This is a genomic window from Geomicrobium sp. JCM 19039 (genome assembly GCF_000698145.1).
GTDB lineage: Bacteria > Bacillota > Bacilli > Bacillales > Marinococcaceae > Geomicrobium_A.
Genome location: NZ_BAXB01000010.1, coordinates 106419 through 133074, shown reverse-complemented (window position 1 = coordinate 133074; position 26656 = coordinate 106419). Strand labels below are relative to the sequence as shown.

Annotated in this window: 27 protein-coding genes and 4 pseudogenes; 11 read left to right on the top strand and 20 right to left on the bottom strand. The window is 44.2% G+C overall.

Going from position 1 to position 26656, the window contains the following annotated elements:
- Positions 1–24: 24 nt before the first annotated feature.
- The 4 genes from JCM19039_RS11585 to JCM19039_RS11570 all read right to left on the bottom strand — a co-directional run bounded on the left by JCM19039_RS11585 (position 25) and on the right by JCM19039_RS11570 (position 3796).
- A complete protein-coding gene (locus JCM19039_RS11585; RefSeq protein ID WP_042427270.1) occupies positions 25–582 on the bottom strand; it encodes a GNAT family N-acetyltransferase in 558 nt (185 codons plus the stop codon).
- 92 nt (positions 583–674) lie between these two features.
- Entirely contained in the window at positions 675–2246 is a 1572-nt protein-coding gene (locus tag JCM19039_RS11580; RefSeq protein WP_238545017.1) for a DEAD/DEAH box helicase, read from the bottom strand.
- 207 nt (positions 2247–2453) lie between these two features.
- Positions 2454–2651, bottom strand: a complete 198-nt coding sequence (locus tag JCM19039_RS11575; RefSeq protein WP_042360841.1) for a cold shock domain-containing protein — start codon at positions 2649–2651, stop codon at positions 2454–2456.
- Positions 2652–2869: 218 nt separating this feature from the next.
- On the bottom strand, positions 2870–3796 hold the full coding sequence (locus tag JCM19039_RS11570) for an LD-carboxypeptidase (RefSeq protein ID WP_042427267.1): 927 nt from the start codon (positions 3794–3796) through the stop codon (positions 2870–2872).
- A gap of 126 nt (positions 3797–3922) precedes the next feature.
- On the opposite strand from JCM19039_RS11570, the gene JCM19039_RS11565 reads away from it, so the two are divergent.
- Both JCM19039_RS11565 and bshB2 read left to right on the top strand, forming a co-directional pair.
- Complete coding sequence (locus JCM19039_RS11565; RefSeq protein WP_042427265.1) at positions 3923–4264, top strand: DUF1806 family protein; 342 nt, start codon at positions 3923–3925, stop codon at positions 4262–4264.
- 15 nt (positions 4265–4279) lie between these two features.
- The gene (gene bshB2 / locus JCM19039_RS11560) at positions 4280–4957 is read left to right on the top strand and encodes a bacillithiol biosynthesis deacetylase BshB2 (RefSeq protein ID WP_052398739.1); all 678 of its coding nucleotides are present in this window, start codon (positions 4280–4282) and stop codon (positions 4955–4957) included.
- A 1092-nt stretch (positions 4958–6049) separates the two neighbouring features.
- On the opposite strand, the gene JCM19039_RS11555 is transcribed toward bshB2, so the two are convergent.
- The gene (locus tag JCM19039_RS11555; RefSeq protein ID WP_042427261.1) at positions 6050–6601 is read right to left on the bottom strand and encodes a thioredoxin family protein; all 552 of its coding nucleotides are present in this window, start codon (positions 6599–6601) and stop codon (positions 6050–6052) included.
- 101 nt (positions 6602–6702) lie between these two features.
- Between JCM19039_RS11555 and JCM19039_RS11550 the strand changes: the two genes are divergently transcribed.
- Positions 6703–7197 (top strand): hypothetical protein, encoded by a 495-nt coding sequence (locus JCM19039_RS11550; RefSeq protein ID WP_052398738.1) that lies wholly within the window; start codon positions 6703–6705, stop codon positions 7195–7197.
- Positions 7198–7292: 95 nt separating this feature from the next.
- Here JCM19039_RS11550 and sfsA read toward each other — a convergent pair whose 3' ends face one another.
- From sfsA to JCM19039_RS25530, 3 genes and pseudogenes are all read right to left on the bottom strand, one after another.
- Positions 7293–8012: a DNA/RNA nuclease SfsA gene (gene sfsA / locus JCM19039_RS11545; protein WP_042427258.1), complete on the bottom strand. Its 720-nt coding sequence runs from the start codon at positions 8010–8012 to the stop codon at positions 7293–7295.
- A 9-nt stretch (positions 8013–8021) separates the two neighbouring features.
- Positions 8022–8882 (bottom strand): MurR/RpiR family transcriptional regulator, encoded by an 861-nt coding sequence (locus tag JCM19039_RS11540; RefSeq protein WP_042427257.1) that lies wholly within the window; start codon positions 8880–8882, stop codon positions 8022–8024.
- A 27-nt stretch (positions 8883–8909) separates the two neighbouring features.
- A pseudogene (locus tag JCM19039_RS25530) lies at positions 8910–9889 on the bottom strand (BadF/BadG/BcrA/BcrD ATPase family protein).
- A 72-nt stretch (positions 9890–9961) separates the two neighbouring features.
- Here JCM19039_RS25530 and JCM19039_RS22065 point away from each other — a divergent pair.
- Positions 9962–10285, top strand: coding sequence for an alcohol dehydrogenase catalytic domain-containing protein (locus tag JCM19039_RS22065; RefSeq protein ID WP_052398737.1), 324 nt, complete (start codon positions 9962–9964; stop codon positions 10283–10285).
- Positions 10263–10901: an NADP-dependent oxidoreductase gene (locus JCM19039_RS11525; protein WP_052398736.1), complete on the top strand. Its 639-nt coding sequence runs from the start codon at positions 10263–10265 to the stop codon at positions 10899–10901. Before JCM19039_RS22065 ends, JCM19039_RS11525 begins: the two co-directional genes overlap by 23 nt.
- On the opposite strand, the pseudogene JCM19039_RS27965 reads toward JCM19039_RS11525, so the two are convergent.
- The 11 genes and pseudogenes from JCM19039_RS27965 to JCM19039_RS22045 form a co-directional block, all read right to left on the bottom strand.
- Positions 10880–12708: pseudogene (locus tag JCM19039_RS27965) on the bottom strand (ABC transporter ATP-binding protein). The gene JCM19039_RS11525 and the pseudogene JCM19039_RS27965 sit on opposite strands and share 22 nt — an antisense overlap.
- A pseudogene (locus tag JCM19039_RS11515) lies at positions 12705–14424 on the bottom strand (ABC transporter ATP-binding protein). The pseudogenes JCM19039_RS27965 and JCM19039_RS11515 overlap by 4 nt, the downstream one beginning before the upstream one ends.
- 25 nt (positions 14425–14449) lie before the next feature.
- Positions 14450–15385: an exo-beta-N-acetylmuramidase NamZ domain-containing protein gene (locus JCM19039_RS26530; protein WP_052398735.1), complete on the bottom strand. Its 936-nt coding sequence runs from the start codon at positions 15383–15385 to the stop codon at positions 14450–14452.
- Between the two features lie 22 nt (positions 15386–15407).
- On the bottom strand, positions 15408–15542 hold the full coding sequence (locus JCM19039_RS27960; protein ID WP_193744218.1) for an exo-beta-N-acetylmuramidase NamZ domain-containing protein: 135 nt from the start codon (positions 15540–15542) through the stop codon (positions 15408–15410).
- Positions 15539–16231 (bottom strand): DUF1343 domain-containing protein, encoded by a 693-nt coding sequence (locus JCM19039_RS26525; protein WP_152550185.1) that lies wholly within the window; start codon positions 16229–16231, stop codon positions 15539–15541. Before JCM19039_RS26525 ends, JCM19039_RS27960 begins: the two co-directional genes overlap by 4 nt.
- A gap of 122 nt (positions 16232–16353) precedes the next feature.
- Positions 16354–17097, bottom strand: a complete 744-nt coding sequence (locus JCM19039_RS11505) for a carbohydrate ABC transporter permease (protein ID WP_193744217.1) — start codon at positions 17095–17097, stop codon at positions 16354–16356.
- Between the two features lie 91 nt (positions 17098–17188).
- Positions 17189–18094 (bottom strand): carbohydrate ABC transporter permease, encoded by a 906-nt coding sequence (locus tag JCM19039_RS11500; protein WP_042427248.1) that lies wholly within the window; start codon positions 18092–18094, stop codon positions 17189–17191.
- Between the two features lie 114 nt (positions 18095–18208).
- The gene (locus tag JCM19039_RS11495; RefSeq protein ID WP_042427246.1) at positions 18209–19168 is read right to left on the bottom strand and encodes an ABC transporter substrate-binding protein; all 960 of its coding nucleotides are present in this window, start codon (positions 19166–19168) and stop codon (positions 18209–18211) included.
- Positions 19162–19506, bottom strand: a complete 345-nt coding sequence (locus tag JCM19039_RS26520; RefSeq protein WP_042427243.1) for an extracellular solute-binding protein — start codon at positions 19504–19506, stop codon at positions 19162–19164. The genes JCM19039_RS11495 and JCM19039_RS26520 overlap by 7 nt, the downstream gene beginning before the upstream one ends.
- A 9-nt stretch (positions 19507–19515) precedes the next feature.
- A complete protein-coding gene (locus JCM19039_RS22050; RefSeq protein WP_152550184.1) occupies positions 19516–19821 on the bottom strand; it encodes a hypothetical protein in 306 nt (101 codons plus the stop codon).
- Positions 19822–19910: 89 nt separating this feature from the next.
- On the bottom strand, positions 19911–20414 hold the full coding sequence (locus tag JCM19039_RS22045; RefSeq protein ID WP_193744216.1) for an N-acetylglucosamine kinase: 504 nt from the start codon (positions 20412–20414) through the stop codon (positions 19911–19913).
- Between the two features lie 359 nt (positions 20415–20773).
- Between JCM19039_RS22045 and JCM19039_RS11475 the strand changes: the two genes are divergently transcribed.
- Positions 20774–21160, top strand: coding sequence for a hypothetical protein (locus tag JCM19039_RS11475; protein ID WP_152550183.1), 387 nt, complete (start codon positions 20774–20776; stop codon positions 21158–21160).
- 92 nt (positions 21161–21252) lie between these two features.
- Here the strand turns inward: JCM19039_RS11475 and JCM19039_RS11470 are convergent, their stop codons facing one another.
- Positions 21253–21807 (bottom strand): NUDIX domain-containing protein, encoded by a 555-nt coding sequence (locus tag JCM19039_RS11470; RefSeq protein ID WP_193744215.1) that lies wholly within the window; start codon positions 21805–21807, stop codon positions 21253–21255.
- A 993-nt stretch (positions 21808–22800) separates the two neighbouring features.
- Here JCM19039_RS11470 and JCM19039_RS11465 point away from each other — a divergent pair.
- From JCM19039_RS11465 to JCM19039_RS11445, 5 genes and pseudogenes are all read left to right on the top strand, one after another.
- Entirely contained in the window at positions 22801–23013 is a 213-nt protein-coding gene (locus JCM19039_RS11465) for a hypothetical protein (protein WP_042427235.1), read from the top strand.
- Between the two features lie 149 nt (positions 23014–23162).
- Positions 23163–23930 carry a MerR family transcriptional regulator gene (locus JCM19039_RS11460; protein WP_042427232.1) on the top strand — a complete coding sequence of 256 codons (768 nt, stop codon included), beginning with the start codon at positions 23163–23165 and terminating at the stop codon, positions 23928–23930.
- 257 nt (positions 23931–24187) lie between these two features.
- Positions 24188–24490, top strand: a complete 303-nt coding sequence (locus JCM19039_RS11455; RefSeq protein ID WP_042427229.1) for a PepSY domain-containing protein — start codon at positions 24188–24190, stop codon at positions 24488–24490.
- A gap of 121 nt (positions 24491–24611) precedes the next feature.
- A pseudogene (locus JCM19039_RS11450) lies at positions 24612–25297 on the top strand (response regulator transcription factor).
- On the top strand, positions 25294–26652 hold the full coding sequence (locus JCM19039_RS11445) for a cell wall metabolism sensor histidine kinase WalK (protein ID WP_042427225.1): 1359 nt from the start codon (positions 25294–25296) through the stop codon (positions 26650–26652). Before JCM19039_RS11450 ends, JCM19039_RS11445 begins: the two are co-directional and overlap by 4 nt.
- The last annotated feature ends 4 nt before the right edge of the window (positions 26653–26656 follow it).

Sequence of the window (26656 nt, the reverse complement as noted above, 5' to 3'; positions counted from 1 at the left end):
TCGATCTTCATACGCTCGTGTAACCTATTTACCGGTTGCATATCCCATGATAATGAGATCTGAATATGACCCATCAGGCATTTTAATAGCATTAACCTTGCGACCTTCTTGATTAAATCCGTGTTTAATATAAAGATGGACCGCACCGATATTTCTAGAGAATACTTCTAGACTAATTTTCTCGATGGTCAAATGCTTTGCTGCCCATTGTTTTAACGCTTTGAGCAACTCATCACCAACACCTTGATTGCGCCAATCTTTATGCACACTCATTCCGAGTGTACCATCGTGCTGATTGCGCTTATTCTTCCCGCCATGAAAGTCCAAAAAACCAATCACTCGATCATTATGAATTGCGACGAGCGCTAAGGCGTTTTTCTGATTGTACAGTCGATCTAAGAAACGTTCTTGATCGGTATATGAATTTGTAAACTCATCTTCAGCTGTGAGCAAATACGGGGCTTCTTTAACTATTTCTCGTAGAAAATCCGTAATTTGCTCAGCATATTCAACAGTTGCTGTTTGAATGAGAATCGGCTTTTGATTCTTCGCTTTTGATTGATGTTCTAGAATAGCTGCCACACAAGTTCCTCCCTTGATGTTCCTATCGATGTAATTCGAGGAGACAATTGCAAAATCCTTCCCCTTTCTTTAATCTTCAGACAAACAACGGTTCAATGTGACAAAAACAAACCATTGAGCAGAGTAACGAAAAATAGCCCTACTGTCGTCAAAAACGAGTAGGCTCTTAGAGTATAGTGGTTAACGATGTCTTCCGCTTCCACGTTTAAATTGGCTGCTATTGCCACGGCTACTTCTTCGCTGGCCGCCACCACCGCCGCTCGATTCTTTTGTCCACTGCCGCGAGGGCCGTTAAATCTGCCTCCGCCTTTACCTTTTGAAGGTGCTGGTTTCCCACGTTTTTTCTGAACAACGGGACGCTCACCTGTCAGCGTCTTCATCGGTTCCTTTGTCTCATTTTGTAATGAGGCAAGTGCTGCAGCAACAACCGTTACTGGATCATGTTGCTCTAAGAGTTCCGAAGCCGTAGACTCCAAGCCTTCGTATTCTTTCTTCTCGATGATTGAAACAAGCTCTTCAGCAAGTCTTTGCTGGCGAATATGAGACGCCTGCTCTTTGGACGGAACGTCCATAAGACGGATCTTGCCCTTCGTTTCTCGTTGAATCATTTCAAGATGACTCATTTCAACTGGCGCAGCAAACGTGAAGGCTTTCCCAGATTGACCGGCTCTACCCGTTCTTCCGATCCGGTGTACGTAACTTTCCGCCTCTTGCGGAATATCAAAGTTAAATACATGAGTAACGCCACTCACATCAATTCCTCTTGCTGCAACATCAGTCGCAACGAGGAACTTGACCGCTCCTTGTTTAAATCTTCTAAGCACATTCGTACGTTGTGCTTGTTTTAAGTCACCGTGAATTCCCGCAGCAGCAAAACCTTGTTGCTCGAGCGCTTCTGACAATTCATCAACTCTACGCTTCGTGCGTCCAAAGATGATCGCAAGCTCTGGGTCTTCTAATTCAATCAGACGGCTAAGCGCCAACAGCTTATGCTTCTCTGGTACTTTAATCGCATATTGCTCAATGTTTGAAACCGTCATCGTTTTCGCTTTAACCGATACTGTTTGTGGATCACGCATGAAACGATCGGCTACTTTGCGAAGTCTTGTCGGCATTGTTGCAGAGAACAATAATGTTTGACGCTCATCTGGAACTTCTTCTAGAATCGTTTCAATATCCTCTACAAAGCCCATGCTAAGCATTTCATCCGCTTCATCGAGAACAATCGTTTCAATTGATGCCGGGCGAATTGTTTTTCTTCGCGTATGGTCCATATAACGACCCGGTGTCGCCACGACAATTTGCGGTCGCGACTTCAACTCACGAATTTGTTTCCCGATATCTGCACCGCCATAAACTGCAACGGTTTTCACTTTCTTATTACGTCCCAAACGAGTCAACTCGTCTGCTACTTGAACAGCAAGTTCACGAGTGGGTGCAAGGACGAGTGCTTGTACGTTTGGATTATCTGTATCAATTTTTTCAAGCATCGGAAGACCGAATGCTGTCGTTTTACCTGTTCCTGTTTGAGCTTGACCGATTACGTCGTGACCTTCTCTTGCTACAGGTAGTACTTTTTCCTGAATTGGGGTGGCTTCTTCGAAACCCATTTTTTCAATGCTCTCGAGTAACTCCAGAGGCAAATCTAATTCATTAAACTTCATTCAAAAAATGCTCCTTTACATCTCTTTTCTCTATTTACTTCATTAGGAATGTATGATGCAAAAGCGCTCGAAGACTTCCAATTCCAAAACGGAACGAACCTAATCACGATCATTTCACTAAACCTAAGTCTAGCTCACTTTTGCACAATAGAAAGGAGTATATTCCATATGGAATATACCCCTCTATTCCTGAGTATTCAGTTCTTCTTAAAGACCTACTACGTTAGCAGCTTGTGGTCCGCGGTCGCCTTCAACGATTTCAAATTCAACGTCTTGACCTTCTTCAAGAGTCTTGAAACCTTCAGCTTGGATCGCAGAGAAGTGAACGAATACGTCGTCTCCGTCTTCACGTTCGATGAAACCGAAACCTTTTTCAGCGTTAAACCATTTTACTTTACCAGTCATGCTTGTGGCCTCCTTTGATTAGGCGGTTCAAAAAGGTCTTCCTTCTTGAACAAAAAAATGAGTAAAAATAATTGAAAAGATGGTGATACCTTTTTGCGTCCTAAACTGTATAGCAGAGGCCGAAAAAATAAATACACCGTACATCCAATCACTTTCGACATTCTGAGTATAGCACGTGACTTTCCCAATATCAAGTAGCTGTAAAAGAAAATTTCATTTCAGTCGTTCGTAACGAGCGGTCGTGTTGATTCTATTGTAAGAGCATCAGCATTCATTGTCACTTCTGCACCAATTGGAATTGTCGTTTTATACGTACCATGACCTGACATGATGTTAGTTATTGTCGGTTTCCCAATCGGAACGAAGAATGACTCAATTAATTGATTAAATGACACCTCATAGGACGGATAACAGCGACTACACCTTCCGATTAAAAATCCCTCACATCCATCCAGCTTCCCAGCTTCTTCTAACTGTTGAAGCCCCCGGTAAACACGCCCAGTTGAATCGTTTATCTCTTCAATGAGGAGAACCTTCCCCCTCGCATCCCATTCATATGGCGTACCTAACCCGCCAAGAAGCGAGGTTAAATTTCCTCCAATGATGTCTCCTGTCGCTATTCCTGGCACGAGAGACCTCATTGAAGACGCAGGTGGGTTCTCAACTCGAAACGGTTCATTGACTTCAGACACGGCTGTGAAAAAACGGTCAAAGTTAAACGCAGGTGTAGACAGTTTAAAGTCAATGAGCATCAGCGAGTGTAGTGATTCTACATTTGCGAACTCGTATAAAGCATTAAGTAGAATCGTAACATCGCTATATCCAGTTACAATTTTTGGATTCGCTTGAATCAAATTGTAGTCCAAATACTTGAGCATTCCGATGACACCTACACCGCCTCGAACCGGGAGGATCATCTTCACTTCATTATTTACGACCATATTCATGAAATCTTCGGCACGCGACTCATCATCGCCTGCAAGAAACCCATTCTCTTCATAAGTATGTTCTCCTATAATGACTCGAAGCCCTAAACTCTCCAAGTATGCGATGCGCTCATCAATAACTTCTCTACTTAAAGGGCTTCCTACAGAGACAACCCCTACCGTGTCCCCTGCTTCTAATCGTTCAGGTCGAATTGCCAACCAAACCACCTACTATCTATTCGTCGTGGATACACTATATGATAAGGATATAGCACTCATGCACTTTCATTTTCAATTCCGTTGAAAAACGCTACACTATTAGTGAGAAATAGAAAGGGTGACATGATGATTGACATTGATATCGAGCGCGTCCAAGCTGAAATTTCATCTTTTTATAATAAACTGTGTTATATCCATTTTGAAATGACGAGTGGTGCTTATGCGGCCTACAGACAAGGGCATAGTGCATCCGGTTATATACGAAATGCCCGTGTACATCTATTAGAAGGAAAAATTACAGGTGAGGGCCCATTTCGAGTTGGACTTAAAACCGAAGACGGCTGGATTTATGCTGACGGACTAACAAAAAAGGATGAAGACGGCAAAGGTACATTATTATTATACGGGTTTGACTCTGAAGGAAAAATGCAGATCGCTTTACAACTTAGTGACACACCATTCCAATAAAGGAGAACGATTGCTGTGAAAAAGTTTACACACCTCTTACTCATCTTTCCCCATCCCGACGATGAGACATTTTCGGCTGCTGGAACGGTTCAGCTCTATAAAAACACGTATCAAGCAACCATCACTTGCGCTTCTCTCACCGCTGGCGAGATGGGCAGAAACTTCGGAACACCACCGATGGCAAACCGTGAAACGCTGGCAAGAATTCGCAAAGAAGAGCTTGAAGATGCCTGCCGGATTATGGGTGTCGATCGCTTGCATCACCTCGGATTTCGCGATAAAACGTTAGAATTTGAACAAACGGAATTTCTCGCCAATACATTGCTAGATCTCATTGAGAAGGAACAACCGGACCTTGTCATTACATTTGATCCAGAATTGAGCATCCATCCTGATCATAATGCAACCGGACGGGCAGTCGTACAGGCCGTTGGCAGCATGCCGAAGCTAGCCCGTCCAGAATTGTATACGAAAGCTATCACTGCTGATGCTGCAGATATCATCGGTGAACCCCATATTATTTATGATATATCTGACTATATGCCACTGAAAAAACAAGCCATTGAAGCCCACCGCTCACAAGCGTTAGAAGTCAATGCCATTACGAAGCAGAAACTAAAAGAAGGCGCAGATGATCCAGAGGCTTGGATACGTTACGAACAGTTTTGGGTGCATACCTTCAAAGACGAGTGAGCGGCACAATGACAAAACCCCATCACGTTCGCTTTTGCACCGAGTTGAGCGAACCAAACTAGCTAGAAACCCCGACAGCCAAGTCTCCGATTAAGTTTGAGTGCGTAGCTACTCTCTCCCGCGGTTGAGGTGGCATTTGCTCACATATACCTCTAGTTGTATTACACTTAGGTACTTTCAGGAGTTGGTGGTCTAGACAGGGTGAACTTAAGCGTTTCATTGGATGTCCGGGTGTAGAGATTACATCGTCATTTGATCCGACTTGACTGTTATGACAAAAAACGTCCTCACTTCAGCGGGATAGGGAGCATGGTTCGCATTGTGCGCGCAAGTCCCCCCATCTGCGCTCTAGTTTGCGCTTTTCACTGATTTTAGTGCCGATTTCGCCAAACTCCTGCTCAGTTTCTTCCAACTGGAGCGCAGATTGGACTACATCGAACACCTTACGATCTGTCGGCCCCAGAGGGACCGAACCAAAGTCGGTCTCGATTCTGCGCTACTCGCGCCGACAGAAGTTTTGGTTTTCAACTCGGGGTTCGAGTTCGGGCTTGTGAATCAATGAACATCGCTTTGGAACTAAATTGTTGTTCAATTTCTTTAAAGTGCTGAATCTGATTCCATAAACGGACGGTTGGAACTAAATATCGATCGATTGGAATCAGAAAGAGTCAAAATGGTTACATAAGAGTGAATCTGATTCCAATCGGTGATTTTTTGGAACCAGTTCTTCCTTTCCGCGATCAAAACCCCAACTTTGTCGGTTCCTCGTTAACCGAAACGAACGGGTCCGTTCTATGCGGGGATACGGGCAAGATGGCACGTTGCGTATGTGCATGATTCCGTCATAGAATCGTTGATAGGAAATTTTTTACTATCAACAATCAAAAGTACTCGTATACGTCTTCCACTTTTCCTTTCTAGCGCCCTCCCCATCAACCATGCTAGCCATCGAACAAGGTGCAGGGCGGAAATCTTACCATTGTGTAGTGTCTACAGCGTGGTTACACTCCCACCTATATCGAACACCGTCAAAACCGGATGCTCCTTTGTGGAACATCCGGTTTTAAACTAGCTCATTTGGATCTGTTTAATTTAAGCTTTTTTTAGCGTCTCCATAATACTGGTAAATACTTCATCCCAAACTTGCTCGTTCTCTCTGTACATCGCCGTGAGTTGTTGGATGGCTTTTTTTCGCTCGTCATTAAATGTCGGTGACTGTTTATCTGGCAACTGGTTCATGAGTTCATCTACTCTTTGCTGAACCGGTTCTGCTCTTGGTCCCCACTTGGAAAATTCATTGCCTTGTTCATCAAGAAAGATGAAGATAGGGATCGACCTCGATTTACCATTGGTTAGGTACTGATCCATCAGCTCAAGGTTTTGGTCTCTTTGAAGAATAGAAAGTTTCATGTTCGTTTTCTCAGAAATTCTCATAAGAATTGGCATGTTCACCATTGCATCTCCACACCAATCTTCTGTAATGACAATCGTGCGTAACGCTCGGTCAGCCACCTCTTCAAGATCGGCACTCTCATTGATTGCAAACCGCTCATAAATGTGTAGTAAATTCTCTTTATGAGTTTGCATCGATTGTATATACGTCTCTATAGACATGCCTTGTTCGTACCACTCGTTTAGATTCAACACGGATCATTCCTTTCTTTGTCGTATAACTGTAGCATGGTTTGCGCGTTGCTTCCACGTATTGATATTGCTAGAGTGTTGATAGAGAGGAGAGAATTGGTATGGAATATGTATGGTACGCCAGTTATGGTTCAAATTTACATCATGATCGTTTTCTATGTTATATCGAAGGAGGCACACCAGAAGGTTCAGAAAAAACGGAAATAGGCTGTACAGACCCGACGAATCCAGTGAAGAGTGAAAAGGAGATGTTGCCCTATCCTTTATACTTCGCAAAACAATCACAGCGTTGGCAAAACGAAGGCGTTGCCTTTATAGGCACAAAACCTATTGCAAACACCGAAACGTATAGTCGCAAGTACTTAATTACAAAAGAACAATTTCTAGAAGTCGTCCAACAAGAAAATAACGGCATTGATGTATCGCTTGATTTAAAACAAGTGATGGCAAATGGGTCACACACATTCGACCTTCTGCATGGTACGGAGTGGTTGTGTATACAGGCATGTTTGACGGCTATCCGGTGTTTACTTTCACATCACCAGCTGTTGCTCAATCTGAACATCGCCCACCGTCTGTACCCTATCTCACGATGATTATCCGTGGTCTTCTTGCGATGATGCCAGCTGAAAAAGTATTAGATTATCTTTCCAATAACCAAGATATAGCGTTACGTTACTCAAAAGATGACTTATGGCAAATCATCGAACAATCGAACAGGCACTTCACCTAAATAATCATACCCACCGATGCTCGGCTTAACTTTGATGCCGAGCATCATGACTCCACTCGTTTTTGCATACTTGAGCGCCTCGGCAAATTCTGGATCAATATGTTCGGCTGGTCGAATTTCATGAATGTCTTCTCGCTGAGCGACAAAAAGCAAAATGGCTCGTCCATCTTCACTGCGAGCAATATCGGATAAACCTTCCACATGTTTCCTACCTCTTTTTGTAACCGCATCAGGAAAATAACCGATCCCCTCTTTAGCAAGCGTGACACTCTTCACCTCTAAAAGCGCCGAGCCACGATGACTGTGTAGTAGGAAATCCCACCTTGAGTGACCATACGTATATTCCTTTTTTTGAATCGTCCACGCGCTCAAACTTGATGCAATCCCCTTTTCAATTACACGTGCGGCAATGTCATTTGCACGAGCAGCTTCCAATGAAACAAACCCTTTGTCTCGTCGCTCGACAAGCACAGCCGTCCAACGCGTTTTGCGGTTTGGGTTTTGACTAAATCGCAAGAACACCGTTGCGTTTTGGACGAGAAGGCCTTCAAGTCGACCAGGATCTGGCACATGAGCCCGGACGATTTCCCCGTCCGCTAACGTAGCAAAAAGAATAAACCGATTTGGGCGCTCTACAAATGTCGCCTCATATAACGTTTCTTCAAATGGGATTAACATGTGCACCCCTCACTCTCTAAACTCTTTTCGCAATGCTTCTCTTGTCTCATTTAAGTAATCTACCGATTCATCATAATTAATCGCAGCTACTCCTGTAAAAAGAATATCAATAACGTTTAGTTGAGCAATTCTTGATGATGAAGCCGAAGAGCGAATTTCCGCTTCTGAAGAAGAGGTATATAATGGAATATCAACGAGATCGCTTAGAGAATTTGAGCCGTATCGAGTGAGAGCAATCGTCGTAACTCCCCGTTTTTTGGCGTTTTGAATTGCATGTAAGATGTGCCGAGTTTCGCCGGAATAAGAAATTGCAAAAGCAACATCCTCACTCGTTAACGTAACGGATGACGTAATTTGCATATGCATATCTTGGTACGCCGTGCACGGTTTGTTAATTCGGATAAATTTCTGCTGGGCGTCTTGGGCGATAAGCTGCGACGCTGCTGCTCCATAAAACTCAATACGTTCTGCACGGTGCAACGCCTGAATCGCTTTTGAAATCGCTTCTTCGTCCAGAATGTGCAACGTTTCTTTAATAGAGAATATGTTGTTTTCGGAGATGTTTCGCATGAGTACTTCTGCTCCATCATCCGCTCGAATCTCTTGATACGTTTTCGTATTGGATTGATCTCTCATCTGCAAATCGCCAGCAATCCGGACTTTCAATTCTTGAAACCCTTCCAAACCAATTCCTTTGCACATCCGAATAATCGCCGCTTGACTTGAACCACTCGCATCAGCCAATTGTTTTACAGACATCGTAATCACTTTTTCAGGATGTTCTAAAATGTACCTCGCTGCATTTCTCTCTGCACGCTTTATTGACGGCATTGCTTCACGAATTCGGACGAGCCCTCCGTTATGCGCCATTTGTCTACCACCTTCTTCTCGTTTGTCTTAAGAAACAATCGTTATTTGCTCAAAAATTTTTTCATATTGTTCGTCTGTTCTCGTTTGTCCGATGTTCATGTCAGCGGCGGCAACAGCGCCAGCTAAAACCGGGTACACAGGTCGTGTTAATGTTGTATCAGGTAACTTTTCCTTAAGCAAGTCCCCTAAAAGCTCGCGCCATAACCACTCACTTTTGTACACACTGCCAGCAATGACGATTTGGTCGGGGGGCTGTTGAAACAAACGTTCTGCCATAACGACCATAGCTTCTACGTTTTTATGTGCGGCATCGCGCACAATCCGCACGGCTTCAGGTTGACCTTCTATCGCTAGATTGCACACTTGCTCACTTAAAGGCGCAATTCGCTCTCGCGTTCTTCCTGGCTCGTAAATAAGCGAAATGAGCTCGTTTGCTCGCGCTACTTGAAAATGTGCCAATACAGCTTCTGATAAGGGAGACGGCACTCGTTTCAGATCAAATTCATTCATGCAGTGAAGCACCGCTTGACGACCGAGCTCAAAGCCACTGCCCGCATCTTCAAGCAAGTACCCCCAACCGCCCAAGCGATCACGATCACCGTATTCATTCACACCGAAAACGATTGATCCGTGCCGGCAATCGATACGATGCCTGGTTGTCCATACGTTCCACTATACAATGCCGTAACCGCATCGTGGTCTACATAAACGGTAGGCTCTACAGAAAAATGGTGACGAATGGCTTCTTTAAACACCGTTTTCGCCGGTTCACGGTCGCCTCCTGCCATTCCTGCAAATACGAACCTCACCTCTTCATACGCATGCTCTGCTTGCAGTTTTAACTTCGTGAGCAGCGCTTCAATTCGAGACTGAACAATTTCCTCGCTTAGACTGTTCGGGTTTGTTGCCGATACTAACGCCTCAGCCTGTACATTACCATTCCCATCGACTAATAAAGCTGCCGTCTTTGTACCACCACCGTCAATCGCAATCAATGAGTGCAACATATAGAAATTCCTCCAATCATGTTCTAGAACGTATGAATGCGGGTAAACTACAACTAAAAAGGTTGTGAAAATATGAAGGCATTAGGTGTTCAACGTTTCGGAAGTAAAGATGAACTGACGGAGTTGGAAGTTACACATCCGACAGTCAACGAAGATGCTGTCATTGTGGAACAGTATGCAACATCGGTAAACCCTTTAGACTTTAAGCTTCGCGAAGGTAAAAAACCAGACCTTGATTTCCCTGTTGTGCTTGGCTCAGACATCTCAGGAATTATTGTAGAAAAAGGAGAAAATGTCACGAAATTTTCCATTGGTGATCGCGTCTTTGGCGTGACAGCAAAGTCCCGGCAGCACTTACGCAGCTTACGTTTCAGTGCCTCAAGATCAAATTTTTAGATCTCCAGTTAATGCGGGCTTTCTCGAAGCAGCTGCGTTGCCTCTTGCTGGTGTGACTGCACTGCAAAACTTGCAAGATCGCATGCAACTGACTGACGTTGACCGACTGCTTGTTATTGGAGGTGCTGGAGGTGTAGGTTTATTCGCGATTCAAATTGCCAAGCACCTTGGTGCAACAGTAACCGCCGTTGGCAGCAGTGATTCTCAACAACTCATGAAAGACGCCGGAGCAGATGAAGTTATCGATTATAAACAGCAACCCGTCCATACGCTAAGTAAAACGTTTACCGCCATTTTCGATTGCGTCGGCGGTTCAAGCCAAGACGAGCTCTTTCCTTTACTAGAACGAGACGGCTGTTTACTTTCGATTGCCCGAGACCCTAGCGAACAATTGGCGAGAAAACATTCGGTCACTGCAGCCTTTACAGCAATCTCACCGAGCCAAAGTCTTCTATCCAAACTGTGTGCACTGTATGAAAGTGAAACGCTAACTGTACACATCTCTGAGACGTTCCCGTTTACAGAACGAGGCGTTCAAGATGCGCACGAAAAAATCGAGAAAGGTCATACGAAAGGAAAGCTCGTCATGAAGATTCAAGAAGACGAGGAACGCTGATCGGCATGCAATTTTGCATACGCCCCACCCAACCGCAACAACTGTTCATGCGTACCTTTCTCGATGATCCGCCCTTCATCAAAGATCACGATCATGTCCGCTTCGCGGATCGTGTTTAAACGATGAGCGATGACAAAGCTTGTTCGGCCTTCCATTAAGACAGCGAGTGCTTGTTGAATCTTCAATTCAGTAACGGTATCAATGCTACTCGTCGCTTCGTCGAGGATTAACAGCTTCGGGTTGCGGAGCAGAGCTCTAGCAATTGCGAGTAGTTGTTTTTGCCCTTGACTAATGCCACCGCCACCTTTTAGGACGGTCTCGTAGCCACTGGATAGTTTTTCGATAAAACGATGCGCATTCGCTTCTTTGGCCGCTCGATACACCGCATCATCGCTCGCTTTAAGGTTCCCATAGCGAATATTCTCCATCACTGTTCCCTCAAATAAATGGGTGTCTTGCAATACAACCGCTAAATGCTCACGTAAATCCTCGCGCTTGATCGAACGGATTGGTTGCTTGTCTAACAGAATATCGCCTTCATCTGGATCATAAAAACGGGTAAGTAAATTCATCATTGTCGTTTTTCCAGCACCGGTTTTCCCAACAAAAGCCACCGTCTTTCCCGGAGATACGTGAAAACTTACATCTTGGATCGTTGGCGTATCTGTGTACGAGAAGCTCACATTCTTAAATTCAAGCTCTCCTTGAACATTCCAATCGATGTCTCGGTGGTTCGTTTCATCTTCTCGTTCGCGCTTTGTCCCCATCACTTCGAACACACGCTCCGCTCCTGCAATTGCAGAAAGCAGTAGATTGAATTGATTGGCAAGGTCATTTAGAGGACGTGTGAATTGTCTAGAGTACTCAATGAATATAACGATCACACCTACGGTAATGAGATTGTTTACCGCCATCATTCCACCTGCCGCCGCAATGATGGCGAAGCTAAAGCTGTTGAGTGAATTCATATACTTCGGGATTAATCCAGAGTACACTTGTGCCCAAAAACCGGATTGTTTTAGCTGGTCATTTTGTTCGCGAATGAGTCGATCATACGCTCTTCTTGGGAGAACGTTTTCGTTATGGAATGGCCTGATATGGCTTCTTCACTAAACGCATTGAGCGCTCCCAAGCGGTTTTGTTGTGCTTTAAAAAGCTTTCTCGTTCGTTTCGTAATCCAACGAATCCCAAACCACATTAACGGAATAACACTCATCGATACGAGCGTGAGTAGCGGGCTTAACCAGAGCATGACAACAAGTATACCGACGAGCGTGATAATACTCGTAAACACTTGAATAATGGAAGAGTTAAGCGTGTTGCTCACGTTTTCCATGTCATTGTTCACTCGGCTCATCAAATCGCCTTGCTCACTACTGTCAAAATAAGAAATCGGCAGTTCATTCATATGACCCATGAGCTGCGTTCGCATCTGATAAACGGTGCTTTGCGACACACGAACCATCCAAAAATGTTGCAACCATACTGTAAGAGAATGCAAAAGGTAGATCGTGAGCAAACCGAGTAGCATATACATAAAGCCGTTCATTTCTCCGGTGCTAATAAACAGATCAATCGTCATGCCGACAAGGAAAGGCCCCGCAAGTGCCAACAAGGAACTTAGCGTCACCATGACGAGCACGATTGTGAGAGGCATACGGTGTACTTGCAAGTATTTCCACAACTTCATTAACGTTTGAGACAAGTTTGTAGGTTTTTTTTGCTTACCTTGATGCTCGCTTGGATCGAGCATCGCTTTTAACTTTTTCAAATCGTAAGAGAACGGGGCTTTCATTTGATTTTTCATTGGATGTGCCCCCGTTCATGCTGAGATTCATAGATTTCTCTGTAAATAGCGGAACGGTTTAAAAGGTTTTCGTGAGTACCTGACGATTCAATTTCACCGTTGTTCAGCAAAATTACCTGGTCCATTGCTTTTGTCGTCGATACCTTTTGCGTGACGATGACCGTCGTACAACCATATGCCTCGAGTGCTTCCAACAGATTCATCTCCGTCGTAGCGTCGAGCGCGCTCGTGCTGTCATCGAGCAACAAAATTGATGCTTTCTTAATAGCGCCCTTGCAATCGTCAATCTTTGCTTTTGGCCACCTGATAGATTAACCCCTCGCTGCCCAATCAACGTATCTAATCCTTTAGGTAAACCGGTGACGGTTTCATAAATTTGTGCCGCCTGAAGTGCCTTTGCGATTTGCTCATCATCAGCATTTTCATGCCCAAATGAAACGACGTCGCGAATCGTTCCCGAAAGCAACGTTACCGCTTGGGGAACATAACCAATCTGTTCTCGGTAGTTTTTAAGCGGGTATGTATCAATAGGAGATTGATCGATATAAATCTGCCCATCATCAGGTTCATACAAACGAGCGATGAGCTGCATGAGCGTCGTTTTCCCAGAACCGGTAGCACCTAAAATCGCAACACTACTTTTTGGTTCGAATGAAAGATCGATATTCCGCAAAACCTGATTTGTAGAGCGGTTATAGGAAAAGGATACATTCGCCATACGAATGTCACCTACGATCGCTTTGTCATCGACACGCTTATCGTTTTCAAAGTCATCCACTTTTGATTCTAATACTTCAAAGATCCGATCTGAAGACGCTTTTGCACGGGATAAATTCATAATAATCATTGAAAATACACCTAGTGCCATCGCCGTACGTGTACTGTAGTTAATGATGGCAACGACTTCCCCGGTCGTCGCATTTCCAGTATTAATGTTCACATTACCGAGCCACAACACACCGATAATACCGATATTCATCAGCAATAAAATGACGGGCATCGTCACTTCAACATATCGAAACGCAAACGTCGTGCGGTCTCGCAACTGTTCAGCCGCTCGTTGAAAACGCTCGCCCTCAAACTTACGCCTTACGAAAGCTTTCACGAGACGTACAGCAGTTAAATTCTCATGCACAATGCCGTTAAGTACATCGAGTTGTTTTTGCACACCACGGAACAAGCGACCTGCGCGCACAAACAACCAGACAAGAAAAATGAAAAGAATCGGAACAGTGACGAGTAATACGATAGCAATGCGCCAATTAATGACAAAGGCCATGATGACCCCACCAATAACTAGCGCAGGGCTCTTGCCATAATTCGCATAGACATGAGTAGTGTGTTTTGGATTTGGGTGACATCATTTGTTAACCTTGTCGTCAATGATGCATTGGAAAAAACAGAAAGGTTCGCAAAAGAAAACTGTTGAATCTTCGTAAACAGATCATCTCTAATTTTCCAACCGACACTTTGACTCACATGCGCAGCAAAAAACGAGTTAAATACCCCGGCAACTAATGATATGAAGGAGAGGCCAATCATTAATAGGCCCCACCTCCAGACAGGGTCCGAATCCCCTGCGATAATACCTTCATCAATAATAATGGAAATAATCAGCGGTTGTGCCAATTCAATCGCAAGTTCAATAAACATCATCACGAGTGCCGCGACGATAACGATTGTGTAAGGTCTAAGATAGGTTAAAAGCTTTCTCATAAGTGCCCCCGTGTTGATCTAGCTGTTAATGAAATAAATCAATGACAATACGATTAGAATACCCTGGTGTTTCGTACTTGATATCTTCTTGATTTGTTTGCAATTTTGCGACGAAAGTATCGTCTTCGATTCCATATTCTACTTGGTCTAGAATTGGATTGTCCGGTGGGGTTATGATGCCTTCACCGTCAATGAGTCGCTCCCCAAGTGCTGCATATGGAATTTCGACCGTTAACTCTCCGCGATCGGTCTCTATGTTTGGCCGGATCGTTTTATTTAAGTCAAACACGACACGTGTATATCCTGATTGTACTCCAAAACGAATGTTTTCGATGATATTTTGAGCGACAACAACATCTCGACTCGTCTCTTGCCTCAGAAACGAAGCACTCGCACTCGTCACACCTTCACCTACACCTGTGATCTTGTTTCTGTTAATCGTGGCAACATCTTCGTCAATCGCCCAGTCAATCAAACGCCAGTGCGGGGTAAATGACCGACCTCCGCGGTCGACCGCGTGCACAGAAATTGGAGACTCCTCTCCGACTGCAAGATTCAGGTCTAATGGCAAAATCCCGAGTACCATTTGGCGTTCATACTTGTTTACGCCTTCAGGGTACGGTCCGTACAACAAGTATTGATTACGAACATTTACAATCCAGTCATTCAAATCGTCTTCCCACGTTGCCTTCATTTCTTCCACGTTAGCACCTGAACGTAAAAGGTCCCTTACTTCCGTTGAGCCGATTAGCTCGTTGTAGTTGTCATTCACTTCATACTTTTCAGGATCTTGATCGCGCATGGCAGTGGCTAATTCTAATCCTAATTCTACTACATCAATCTGCTGTTCGTCTTCAATATGGACTTGAACACCACCAATTAGTTCTCCTTCATATACACCAAACATCGGTGTATAATACGTTGGCCTAAATTGAACGCCCGAAATGTCTCTTGAACGCATCTCTTCGGTTAAATCCTCCGCATTAATCCACGGGCACAACAAGTTCAAATGGCCGGGTCGTTCCTAATCCTTCCGATAAATTTGAATTCGCAACGAGAATTGTTCCAGTATAAAGCGTGGCAGAATCCGGTGTTGGAATATTTGGAGACGTCATCACCCAAGGTAATCCTGTATCCTCAAAGTGCATATCACGTTCCATCCTTGCATCTCAGCCACACGCAGATCAACACCTAAAGCGTGCTCATGATTCCACATAACCGCTAACTCACCAGCTGTCATCCCATGCCGAACCGGCAACAAATATCTTCCCATAAAACTAACCGTATCAGCTGTACGGAGCGGTCCCTCAACTCTCTCTCCGCCAATCGCATTCGGTCGGTCAAGAACAATGACAGGCATGCGTTCTTCTGCAGCAGCTTCCATCACAAAGCCGAGCGTATAAATATACGTATACACGTTAGAGCCGATATCTTGAATATCAAAAACGAGTACATCGACATCTTCTAGCATGTCTTCAGTCGGTTTCCACGTAGGTCCATACAAGCTGTACACAGGCAATCCGGTGCGTTCATCAATGTAAGACTCAATGTATTCACCCGCTTCTACATTGCCGCGAATGCCATGTTCAGGGCCGTACATCGCCGTCATATTAATATCCTCATGCTCATAGAAAAGGTCGGCAGTACTGTCAAGATTCCGGTCAACCCCTGTCATATTCGTCACAAGCCCAACCCTTTGGTCTTTCACCCAGTCTAAGTGCTCATCCAGGAACACTTCCACACCTGGAATGACTGTCTCGTCTTTCTTACCTTCTGTATGTTCCAACGCGGGCGTTACAAAGAACAAAAGAAATGCAGCTGTTAACACGAACCAAGACCATTTTTCATCTTCATCACCTTTCTTTACTTAGTAGGATTTTTGCATGTTCTCACGATGTCCACACAAGTCACCTCCTTTCAAATGTTTGGCTATCCTTTAATCGCCCCTGCTGTGAGGCCACGGATAAAATGTTTGGATGCAAAAAGATAGAACAACAGCGGCGGAACAACAGCAACTGTTAGAGCAGCAAACGCTGTTGGCCAATCGGATTGATATTGACCGAAGAACTGCGAGATTCCAAGCGGCAACGTCGCCCACTGATCACTATTAATAAACACGAGTGGGAAAAAGAACTCATTCCATATCGGTATAAAATTGTAGATCGCAACCGTGGCAATCGCAGGTCGGAGCAACGGCACCCAGATGGAAAAGAGAATTCTAGAATCTCCAGCACCATCCATCCGCGCTGACTCCTCTAGCTCGCTCGGAAACTCAGCCATAAACCCAGTCAAAATAAATACCGCAATTGGAATGGTCATCGCTGTATAGATCGCAATGAGTGCAAACAACGTGTCAAACATCCCGAGTGTGCTAATCACTTCAAAAATATTCACCGTCGCCAAACGGGTCGGCAACATCGCACCGATAATAAAGTAAAAATAGATCCAACGGTTGCCGAAGAACTTGTATCTTGAAAGCGGATAACTCGCCATAATAGCGACAAGCAGCATGAGAAAGAGCGAGATGCCCGTCACGACGATACTATTTCTAAAATACGTAAAGAAACCACCAAGTTCAAAAACCGTTCGATACCCTTCCAAGTTCAACCCAGCTGGAAGCCCGAATGGATTGACGAGCACTTCCATGTTCGTTTTAAACGACGTTACGATCATGAGAAATAACGGTAGATGACGATGAACGACGCTAGGCATAACAAGGCGTACACGAATACGTTCATTAACTTCGCATTTTTTCCTTGTACCATCACATTTCCCCCCGCTTTCTCCGATGATTAATATAGAGCATGCCGATGACAAACGTAGAGATCATAAAAAACGTCATCGTAGCAATAGCAGCCCCTAGCCCCATTTGCGGCACTTGACCACCTACACCACCAAAAGCGGTTCGATAGAAGAGAGTTCCGAGTAAGTCGACGGCATAATTCGGGCCGCCCGTTGAACCGACCATCGCATAGATAAGATCAAACTGATTAAAAACCCCCATCAACGTCATAATCGTCACGATACCAACAATCGGTATGATGGCGGGAAAAATAATATGACGAAAGATGTTCCAACCTTTCGCCCCATCAAGACGCGCGGCCTCGAAACGGTCCTCTGGAATGCTTTGAATGCCGGCAATAAACAACATGACCATCAAGCCTGTGTATTGCCAAGCGTTAACGACTGCCACTGTTGGAAGGGCGGTCGCTTCATTTCCAAGCCAAGCAGTTGCCCACGCCTCTAACCTAACCACTTCTAGAAACTGATTAAGTACCCCGATGTTTGGATTCAATATCAATGTCCAAATAAACCCAATCATAAGTATGGAAATCGTTACAGGAATAAAGATAATCGTCCGAAACAGTCCGGTCAGCTTCAACCCTCTTGTTAACGCCAGCGCTAAAAGCAGTGCAGTCACATTTTGAAACACCATCGTATATAGGAAAAATTCTAGCGTATTCGTAATCGCATTAATAAACCGATCAGCGTACGGGGATTCAAATAACAGCCTTTGGAAGTTATCTAACCCAATGAAAGTCATGTCTCCGATCCCGGTATACTCATACAAGGCAACACGCATTGACATGAGCAACGGAATTAACATGAACGCTGAGTAGATAACAAATGCCGGTACAAGAAATAGCAGCACACGTTTTCGAAATCTCATGGGGACTCCATCCTCTTTATGATTAATTGGTCGATCTTAATTCGTTCATAAGAAAGCGACGCCACAGCAAACACTATTCACATGCTTGTTGACTTGGCGTCGCCTCACTTTTCGCTATTGCATTGGTTCGTACCAGGAACTTAACCCTTCTTGCATTCGTTCTGCAGCTTCTTCAGGTGTTATGTCTCCTTGCAACAAAGGTCCAATATTCTCAATATGCAATGTTGACATTGCGGGTTCTCCACTATTAAACACATCAAAACCAACGCCTACTGCATAGTTCTCATCGGCACTTCCCCCTGCTTCAAGCCACTTTTGGTTTACGGGATCTTCAAGTTCATCAACAGGAACATCCCCGACTGGAAATTGCCCGGGCAATAAATCCGCAAGCAGCCCTTGCGCATCTTCGGAGACGAGCCAATCTAAGAACAATTTCGCTTCGTCAACATGTTCAGAATCTTGGTTAATGCCGATCGCGGCGCCACCGTTCATTGACACCCATCTCGTATCTTCGCCTTCAGCCATCGGTGCTTGGAACATGTTCATCGTAAAATCAATCGGTTCACCAGCAAGGTCTGTTAATGCCCACGATCCCGTCACCCAAATCGCCGCATTTTCAGCCATGAACATTTGCATCGCATCAATGTATCCAATGCCAGACATATTATCAGGCATATACGGGGCCCAGTTCGTAAGGTTCTCTAAAAAATCTACATATTCTGGGTCAGTAAGCGCATGCTCACCTGCAATTAACCCTTCTCGCCACTCTTCTCCACCGACGAAACTAGAATAAAAGCCATTCGCAATAATTTCATCGACGACCCAATCATCAGCCGTACCAATCGCGAGCGGCGTCACTCCTTCATTTTCAATTGCTTCGAGCACTTCAAAGAATTCATCCCACGTCTCGGGCTCTTCCAACCCAAACTCTTCAAACATATCTTCGTTGTACAAAAATCCGTACGAGACATAATTAAACGGAATGCCGTACAAATCCTCATTTTCAGCTTGATAAATCCCCAATTGAGATTCCGTAATATTCGCTATATTCGGAATGTCACTTTCGTCTAACACTTCCAAATGCCTGCATTATAAATGTTCTCACCGAGTGCAAATGGCCTGACAAAAAAGAGATCAGCAGCTGTTTCAGTGCTTAACTGCGTGTTAAGCGCAGTATCATATTCAGGCGCTGTTGTCGGTTGAAAGTCAATTGTAATGTTCGGATGCTCCTGTTGAAACTCTTCATTAATACGATTAAATTCTTCGGTTTCTCCATTTCTCCAACTGAACAATTCAAGAACAACTTCTCCATCTTCACTTTCTGTAGCCGCCTCTTCTTCACTCTCACCGCCACACCCCGTTAAGATGACAGCAATACCAACCCAACCTGCTAACGACCATTTGTAATTCATTGAATTCCCTCATTTCATTGGTTTATAGTTCATCGCCATCTGAACCGCTCCACTTACCGGCTCATCGACGAGTGGTAAAACACGAAAGTCAATTCCTTCTTTCATAAGCTTCTCTCTTATCAGGCGCCGAAGCGCTTTCGTACTGGATTTTGTTAGCAACGACCCGGCCAATATGATTTGTTGATCTGGCGGTCGATACTCACCCGCGTCGATCAGCACTCTGACCGTTTTTACAAACTCATCCGCTTGCCAATGAAGAATTTGACTGGCGGCTTCGTCTCCTTGTTCTTCTGCAATAAAAAGTAAAGGTGCCAAGTCTTTGGGTACCGTTTTAGGGTAACGTATACATGCTTCATACATCGCTTCAACGGAGTCGTAACCGAGCTGCTCTAAAACGAGCGCTGTTAGTAATGTTGGCTTCTCCCGCTTGTCCCATGCTCGAATGACTGTCCGAAATACTTCTGTAGATAACGCAATCCCCCACCATAATCACCAAAGGCATACCCATGACCGCCTAGATAATGAAGCTCATGGAATGAATCGACGGCAAAAGCATTCACAGCTGTGCCGCATACGATGACGATCCCTTTTCCTGTTGCACTTCCTGCTTGTAAAGCGATTTCTGTATCACAGACGACATGAAACGTTGATAAATGTTTTTCTTGCAAATTCGTCGTAATTTGAGTGATGTCTTCAGAACGATCTGCTCCAGCCAGCCCGAAACACGTGTGTGTTAGTTGATGGCTGTCAATCTTGGCCGCCTCACAAGCTTGGGAGACAGCCCTCTGAATTTCTGCAAACGCTTCGGGATTCGTTTGGTAGTTTGAGCCCCCAGCACGCCCCTCACCTACTCTTTTCCCGGACTGATCAACAACCCAGGCAGTTGTCTTCGTGCCTCCTCCGTCCACACCCATAAAGTAACGAATATAAACCCCTCCTGAGATTGAGTCTTTAAAATAATCAGAATCCTGCTATGATAAAACGAGAGCCTATTAAGAAGGAGATTATGAACCATGTCATTTTTAGATTCTAAGTTTTATCGTGTTGCTGATTTCTTATCTTTTATTGTCTTTATAAATCTTATATGGGTGGCGAGCCTGTTTACAATCGTCCTATTTCTACCTTGTACGTTTGCATTATTTCGAGCTTCTCGGGCGATGATCGTTGATAGTGATAATCGTGCCATCTACCGTTCGTAACGACGATAAAGCAGTATTTTTGGAAAGCGAATGTGTACGGCTTGCCGTTTTTGATGACGGGGTTTAGTTTGTTTTACTATGTAGTCGCCTTCACGTCAGTTAATGCGACATGGTCGGTATACTTGTTAGCACTAACCGTCACTGCAATCGTTCTTTACACGTTGTTTCTCGCCCATTTCCTACCGATTGCATCTCACGTGAGACCGACTGCGCTAACGTCAAACGTGCAACGAGCTTTTTGGCTAATCTTTTACAAGCCCCTCCAATCGTTGTTGCTCATTGTTACGATCGGAATCGTCTCTTTCATTAGCTTACAGTTCTTGCTTCTGTTTATCTTGGCGACTGGAGGCACGCTGGCGTACTACTCTACAAGAAGTGTTTTGAAGAAATTAGAGACCCTTCATGATGAGCATCCTGAAACCGCAAATACGTTACATATTCAGGAAAGTAGTTAAATACAAAAGCTTAGCTCAAGTATAGCATTGCGATATAAGCTGTCAATTAGCGAAAGTATTTTAAAATAAAAATTCATAAAAAGCCTCGGTGATTATGACAATCTCACCAAGGCTTCGACAACTTTCTCATAATATTCATGCGGATGAGGCACAAATCTTCCGGATGTTGCATTTCCATCAATGAATAGGTCCACACATTGCTGTAATGAAATCCACTCGACGCCTTCCACTTCTTCTGCGTCAAACCGAATGTTATCTCTCTCGACTGGATTGAGCTGTTTTACATAAACGTGACAATGCTCCCGGTCTAAACGCCCGCCAGCGAGTGGGGCTTCAACGTGCAACACACCAATTGATGTGAGCTCATTGAAGGCCAACTTGAGGCCAAGCTCTTCTTCAATTTCTCGCACGCCATCTTTCGGTGACTCTCCTGCTTCTAAATGGCCTGCTGCACTAATATCTAGTAACCCAGGATAATCTTCTTTACCCGGGGAGCGTTTTTGAAACAACACGTACACCTCATCGTTTAACATCGTTGTGAACCAACAATGAAACGTCTGATGCCATAAGCCTTGCTCATGAATATCACGACGGGAGGCAACCCCTTGGTGTTGCAACTGTTTATCAAACACATCAATGTACTCCACACTTATCCACTCCACTACATTTTCATCTATCGTACCATGGGTTGAGGTATCTATATAAGTTGAAGGAATGAATTTCATTGGATCCTATGATTGCGATCGCTTTTTGCGGATGAACGCCTTCATATTATCTGTTGAAGTTCATCTTGTTTCACTTCAACAGGCTTCGGTGCGGATCGTTGCTAGCCACTGTGAGGCTTGCGGACAACGCGAAAAGCATTGGCAGAAGGGTAAAGAGATGTGACCGGTGGTGACCGCCTGGCGCAAGTCACGTTACAACCTCTCACTCTTTTATGTGACAATCTAACCATCCAACAGTGCAATTTAGGCGCTCAACTGTCACGTATATCCTGATTTGTGATAATTGATCCCATTTATGTGCAGGTCCATTTTTACATGATGACTTTTCCTTCCCAAAGTGTCACATAAATGAATTTATGTGACACTTCAACTGCTTTCTATACACCTTAGTGAGTAGACAAAAATGGGGAGCCGATGCCTCCCTTGTTATCTGGAGTATAAAGAAAACACGGTGGGCGTCTTTTGACCACCGATGTTGCCCTTATAGTCTGGACTACATAGAAAACACGGTGGTAGATGTTTCGCCACCAATGTTGCCCTTGTGCTCTGGAGTACAAGCATCCGCCTGTTGTGGAGAGAATAAACCACAGGCCAAATCAGGAAAATCTAAAGTTGAACATATAGAAGGCGTTATTTATGAAAGTTTCCGGGAATATATACTGAATGTTATATAGGATATTGGGAATATAAACCCCGAACCTCTGGACGGAGACAACCCATTACCTTACGGAGATTACTTTATAGAAATAGTTGATTAAACAACTAAGAATGCTGCATTCAGCCAAAATATTGCTGGTCTCCATATGGCGTACGAATAACTATTTAAATCTATACAATAAAAAGAGATTGTAATCGTTATTAAGCGGATAGCTGAGAGAATAATAGACCCAGTTACCTGCTTAAGGAGGTATTAGAATGAGTGACGATAACCATTTAACGACTAAAGATCCGTACTCATGGGTTACGAAAATGCGTATTGCTCTCTTTAGTATAGGTGTGATCGTTTTGATCCTCTTTTCATTCGAAATCATACCTGGAAGCTTAGCATTAACCATAGTTGCTATCATGCTCTCGGTTATTATCGTTACGTTTATTATTACTGCAATTCACAAAAGATCTTCATCATGAAGACTTTTTAGTAGACCCATTTACTGCGAAAAGAACATTATTCAGTCGACGGCCAAAATAAGAATTTACTTTTTGAAGAAAGAAATACACTCTCTCTTGCGCTTTCCGTTACGGAAGCGGTTACGCTTTAGTTAAGGAGGCGATATGTCATGTATTCCATTCGAGAATTCAGCAAAAGAACAGGGGTGTCGGCGAGGACGCTGCGATTTTATGAGGAATTGGAAGTGTTACTTCCCGAGAACCGAAATGCTAGCGGCCATCGGGTTTATGGGCTGAAACAACTAGCCGAGCTTCAACAGATTCAATCGTTAAAATTTATTGGGTATTCTCTACAAGAAATTAAACGGTATTTGCATGCTGGGAATCAATCAATAGAAGCTTGGCTTATGTCGTTGCCAATTCAAAAGCATATGTTACTCGAAAAACGAAGCGAGATTGACCGAGCAGTTTCTGCTGTAGAACACGTGCATTCACTTTTAGGCGAAGGAACCGAAGTCACGTGGACGATGGTCAGTGCTTTACTTCAAGAGATGGAGCACGAAGAAGAACGGCTGGAATGGATGAGGGAGCACTTGTCTGAAAAGGTTGTGACCACATACACTTCCATGACTGAACAAGAGCGTGCACATCTAAACCGTGAATTGCTACTCATCCTGTCTGATGTGAAACAATTAATGAAAGACAAGGTGGCGCCTGAATCTAAGCGAGCACAACAAATTCTGATCCAATTGACTGAGTTGATGATGCAGCCTGTGCCAAAAGAGGAATGGGAAGCATATGCGGACGAGCTAGAGCGCGTGCTAGCGTCGGATGAGGCGGATGATTTTCGTTTCCCGAGCTTTTGGTCCCCTGAAGAAGAGGCGTATGTTGAGAAGATCACAAAAGCCTTGGAGCAACAAAACGCGCCAAAACAGTAGACAGCTATTGTTTCCATCGAGCCAGGCGCGCAATGAAAAAACATACGTGCCTGGCTTTTTCACATGCTACTCCCGCCTCTTTACTATATAATTTTCGCTGCTAAATTTTCTCATCAAATTCTAATGTTTCTCTCATCCTTCTATTATTTTTGTTGGCTAAGATGAACCTATACAAAATCTTAGGAGGAATAAAAAAATGAAAAAAACTACTCATTGCAACAAGCTGTGTCGGTGCTCTAACAATTTCGGCTGTCGGAATGTCTCTGTATTCAGCAAATGCAGACACACCGACCTCTACGACGACGACGAGTGAACCGACGAACGTTGAAGTAGAAGAACAACCACAGAATTCTTTAAGTGATGATCTGTTCTTGCATTCTGACTATATTGAAGTGCGCGAGGCGATTGACATTGCGATGAACGAAGTGGATGGCGTTGTTGAGGAAGTAACGCTTGAGCGTGACCGCGGTGGTTTAGAATATGAAATCGAACTTTCTCACGATACAGACGTAACGATTAATGCCCAAACCGGTGAAATCATCGATATTGAATATGATTGATGTTCGTCTAGAGCCTAATCGGATATAATGACTTCAAAGGAGAGCTCATTCACTCACATTTATCTTAAAAGATAAGTGTGAGTGATTTTGAACTTTCGCTCAGTGGTAGGAGGATAACGAGATGAACATTCTAGTCATTGAAGATGAAAAACGATTAGCAAGGCTCTTAACACTAGAACTGATGCACGAAGGTTACGAGGCAGAAGCTATATATGACGGGGAATCTGGCTGGACATGGCGATAAATGGTAAATGGGATCTTATCTTACTTGATGTGATGTTGCCGGGTTTAAGTGGCTTAGAAGTATTACGTCGATACCGTCGTCTTAACTCGACGACGCCGATCATCATGCTCACAGCTAGAAATGAAGTACCCGATCGAGTGAGCGGCTTAGATCTTGGTGCCAACGATTATCTTTCGAAACCATTTGAAACGGAAGAACTGCTCGCCCGCATTCGCGTTCAATTACGAAGCCAACCAACTTCTGAGGAACAAAAGGAGAACGCTGTGCTTGAGTTTGAGGGCCTTCGGCTCGACCCAAGAACCCGTGAGGTGTACCGCGAAGACACTCATATTGAACTTACCCGCAGAGAGTTTGATCTGCTCCAATACTTACTCGCAAATCAAGGGCAAGTATTAGAGAGGGAACAACTCATTCAAACCGTATGGGGGTATGATTATTATGGAGATACGAATGTTGTGGACGTATACATTCGGTATTTACGCAAAAAAATAGATGCCGATCACTCACCATTAATTCATACGGTTCGAGGCATCGGCTATGTCTTGAAAAAGGCTTCCGTATGAAATTAAGAACGAAGTTACAAGTTGCAGCAGCGATTACACTTGTGCTTTTTGTCGCCTTGACGAATACGATCGTTTATCACGTATATGAGACGATTAGTGCTGAATCTGAAGTGGAGCGCGTTCAAGGTCAATCCGAATCCATTGCTGAGCTTGTAAGCTCGGCGATTGAGAATGATCTTCCCGTCCAACAAATACTCAGTGAAACATACGTGCCAAATGATGGGATGGTACGAATTATTAATCAGAACGATGAAACCGTAACGACCATCACGCGTGAGCAACGCTTTCTCCAGTTTCCAACCCGTTACACAAACCAACACGAAGCAAATACACAAATGACGGATGAAGACGAGCGCTTCGCATTTGTATACACACCGATTGTTTGGGAAGATGGCACGATCGTGACGCTTGAAATTTCAGAGCGTCTCGTCGGCATGGAAGAAAATATGGCGTTACTTGGGCTGATTTTAGTTGTCGCCTCACTGCTTGCCCTAATTCCAGCCATCCTTGGCGGTTGGTTGCTTGGCGCTATTATTCTCCGCCCGATTCATTCATTAATTCATCGGATGAACTCGATTCAGGAAAAAGGAAGTTTGCAAACAATTGATGAAAAACGCAGAAGACGCGATGAACTCCAACAATTGATTGACGGGTTTAATGCAATGATCGAACGTTTGCGTGTGCAATTTGAGAAGCAAGATCAATTCGTCTCAGATGCTTCTCATGAACTCCGCACTCCGCTAACGATTATTGATGGTTATGCCTCTATGCTAAAACGTTGGGGGAAAACAAAACCAGATATGCTCGATGAGGCGATTGAAGCGATTACTTCAGAAAGTACAAGAATGAAACAATTGGCTGAACAGTTATTGTTACTCGTAAAAGATGAAGAGCATCTCACGGTGAATAAAGCGGACATTAACGTAGTAACGGTTGTGCAACACTCGGTTCTGGCGATGGAAGTAGCTACAGAACGTGATGTTCGCTTTTCGTCTAGCGACGAGTTACTGATTGCGAATGCCGACGAACAAATGCTGCAACAACTCACTTATATTCTTTTAGATAATGCTTTTAAATATAGTGAAGATCACGTTGATGTTCAAGTGGTCAAGGCGGGGACAAACGTCGAACTCACTGTAACGGATTACGGTAACGGCATTACCCCATCTGAACAAACGAAAATCTTTGATCGTTTTTATCGGATTGAAAAGTCACGCTCACGAGCAGGCGGCGGAAGCGGGCTCGGTTTGGCGATTGCTTCAAAACTCGTCTCATTGCATAATGGTACGATTGGAGTGGATAGCGTCCCCCGTGAACAGACGACATTTACAGTTACTCTCCCAATGAAAGGATGAGCGG

Coding starts and splice junctions, on each gene's coding strand:
- JCM19039_RS11580 (WP_238545017.1), bottom strand. CDS start 2,246: ATGAAGTTTAATGAATTAGATTTGCCTCTGGAGTTACTCGAGAGCATT.
- JCM19039_RS26530 (WP_052398735.1), bottom strand. CDS start 15,385: ATGCGTTCAAGAGACATTTCGGGCGTTCAATTTAGGCCAACGTATTAT.
- JCM19039_RS11460 (WP_042427232.1), top strand. CDS start 23,163: ATGTATTCCATTCGAGAATTCAGCAAAAGAACAGGGGTGTCGGCGAGG.
- JCM19039_RS11445 (WP_042427225.1), top strand. CDS start 25,294: ATGAAATTAAGAACGAAGTTACAAGTTGCAGCAGCGATTACACTTGTG.
- JCM19039_RS11550 (WP_052398738.1), top strand. CDS start 6,703: ATGGAATATGTATGGTACGCCAGTTATGGTTCAAATTTACATCATGAT.
- sfsA (WP_042427258.1), bottom strand. CDS start 8,012: ATGTTAATCCCATTTGAAGAAACGTTATATGAGGCGACATTTGTAGAG.
- JCM19039_RS11575 (WP_042360841.1), bottom strand. CDS start 2,651: ATGACTGGTAAAGTAAAATGGTTTAACGCTGAAAAAGGTTTCGGTTTC.
- JCM19039_RS11455 (WP_042427229.1), top strand. CDS start 24,188: ATGTCTCTGTATTCAGCAAATGCAGACACACCGACCTCTACGACGACG.
- JCM19039_RS11505 (WP_193744217.1), bottom strand. CDS start 17,097: ATGATCGTAACGTCGTTTAAAACGAACATGGAAGTGCTCGTCAATCCA.
- JCM19039_RS26520 (WP_042427243.1), bottom strand. CDS start 19,506: ATGAATTACAAATGGTCGTTAGCAGGTTGGGTTGGTATTGCTGTCATC.
- JCM19039_RS11465 (WP_042427235.1), top strand. CDS start 22,801: ATGAGTGACGATAACCATTTAACGACTAAAGATCCGTACTCATGGGTT.
- JCM19039_RS11565 (WP_042427265.1), top strand. CDS start 3,923: ATGATTGACATTGATATCGAGCGCGTCCAAGCTGAAATTTCATCTTTT.
- JCM19039_RS11540 (WP_042427257.1), bottom strand. CDS start 8,882: ATGGCGCATAACGGAGGGCTCGTCCGAATTCGTGAAGCAATGCCGTCA.
- JCM19039_RS22065 (WP_052398737.1), top strand. CDS start 9,962: ATGAAGGCATTAGGTGTTCAACGTTTCGGAAGTAAAGATGAACTGACG.
- JCM19039_RS11500 (WP_042427248.1), bottom strand. CDS start 18,094: ATGAGATTTCGAAAACGTGTGCTGCTATTTCTTGTACCGGCATTTGTT.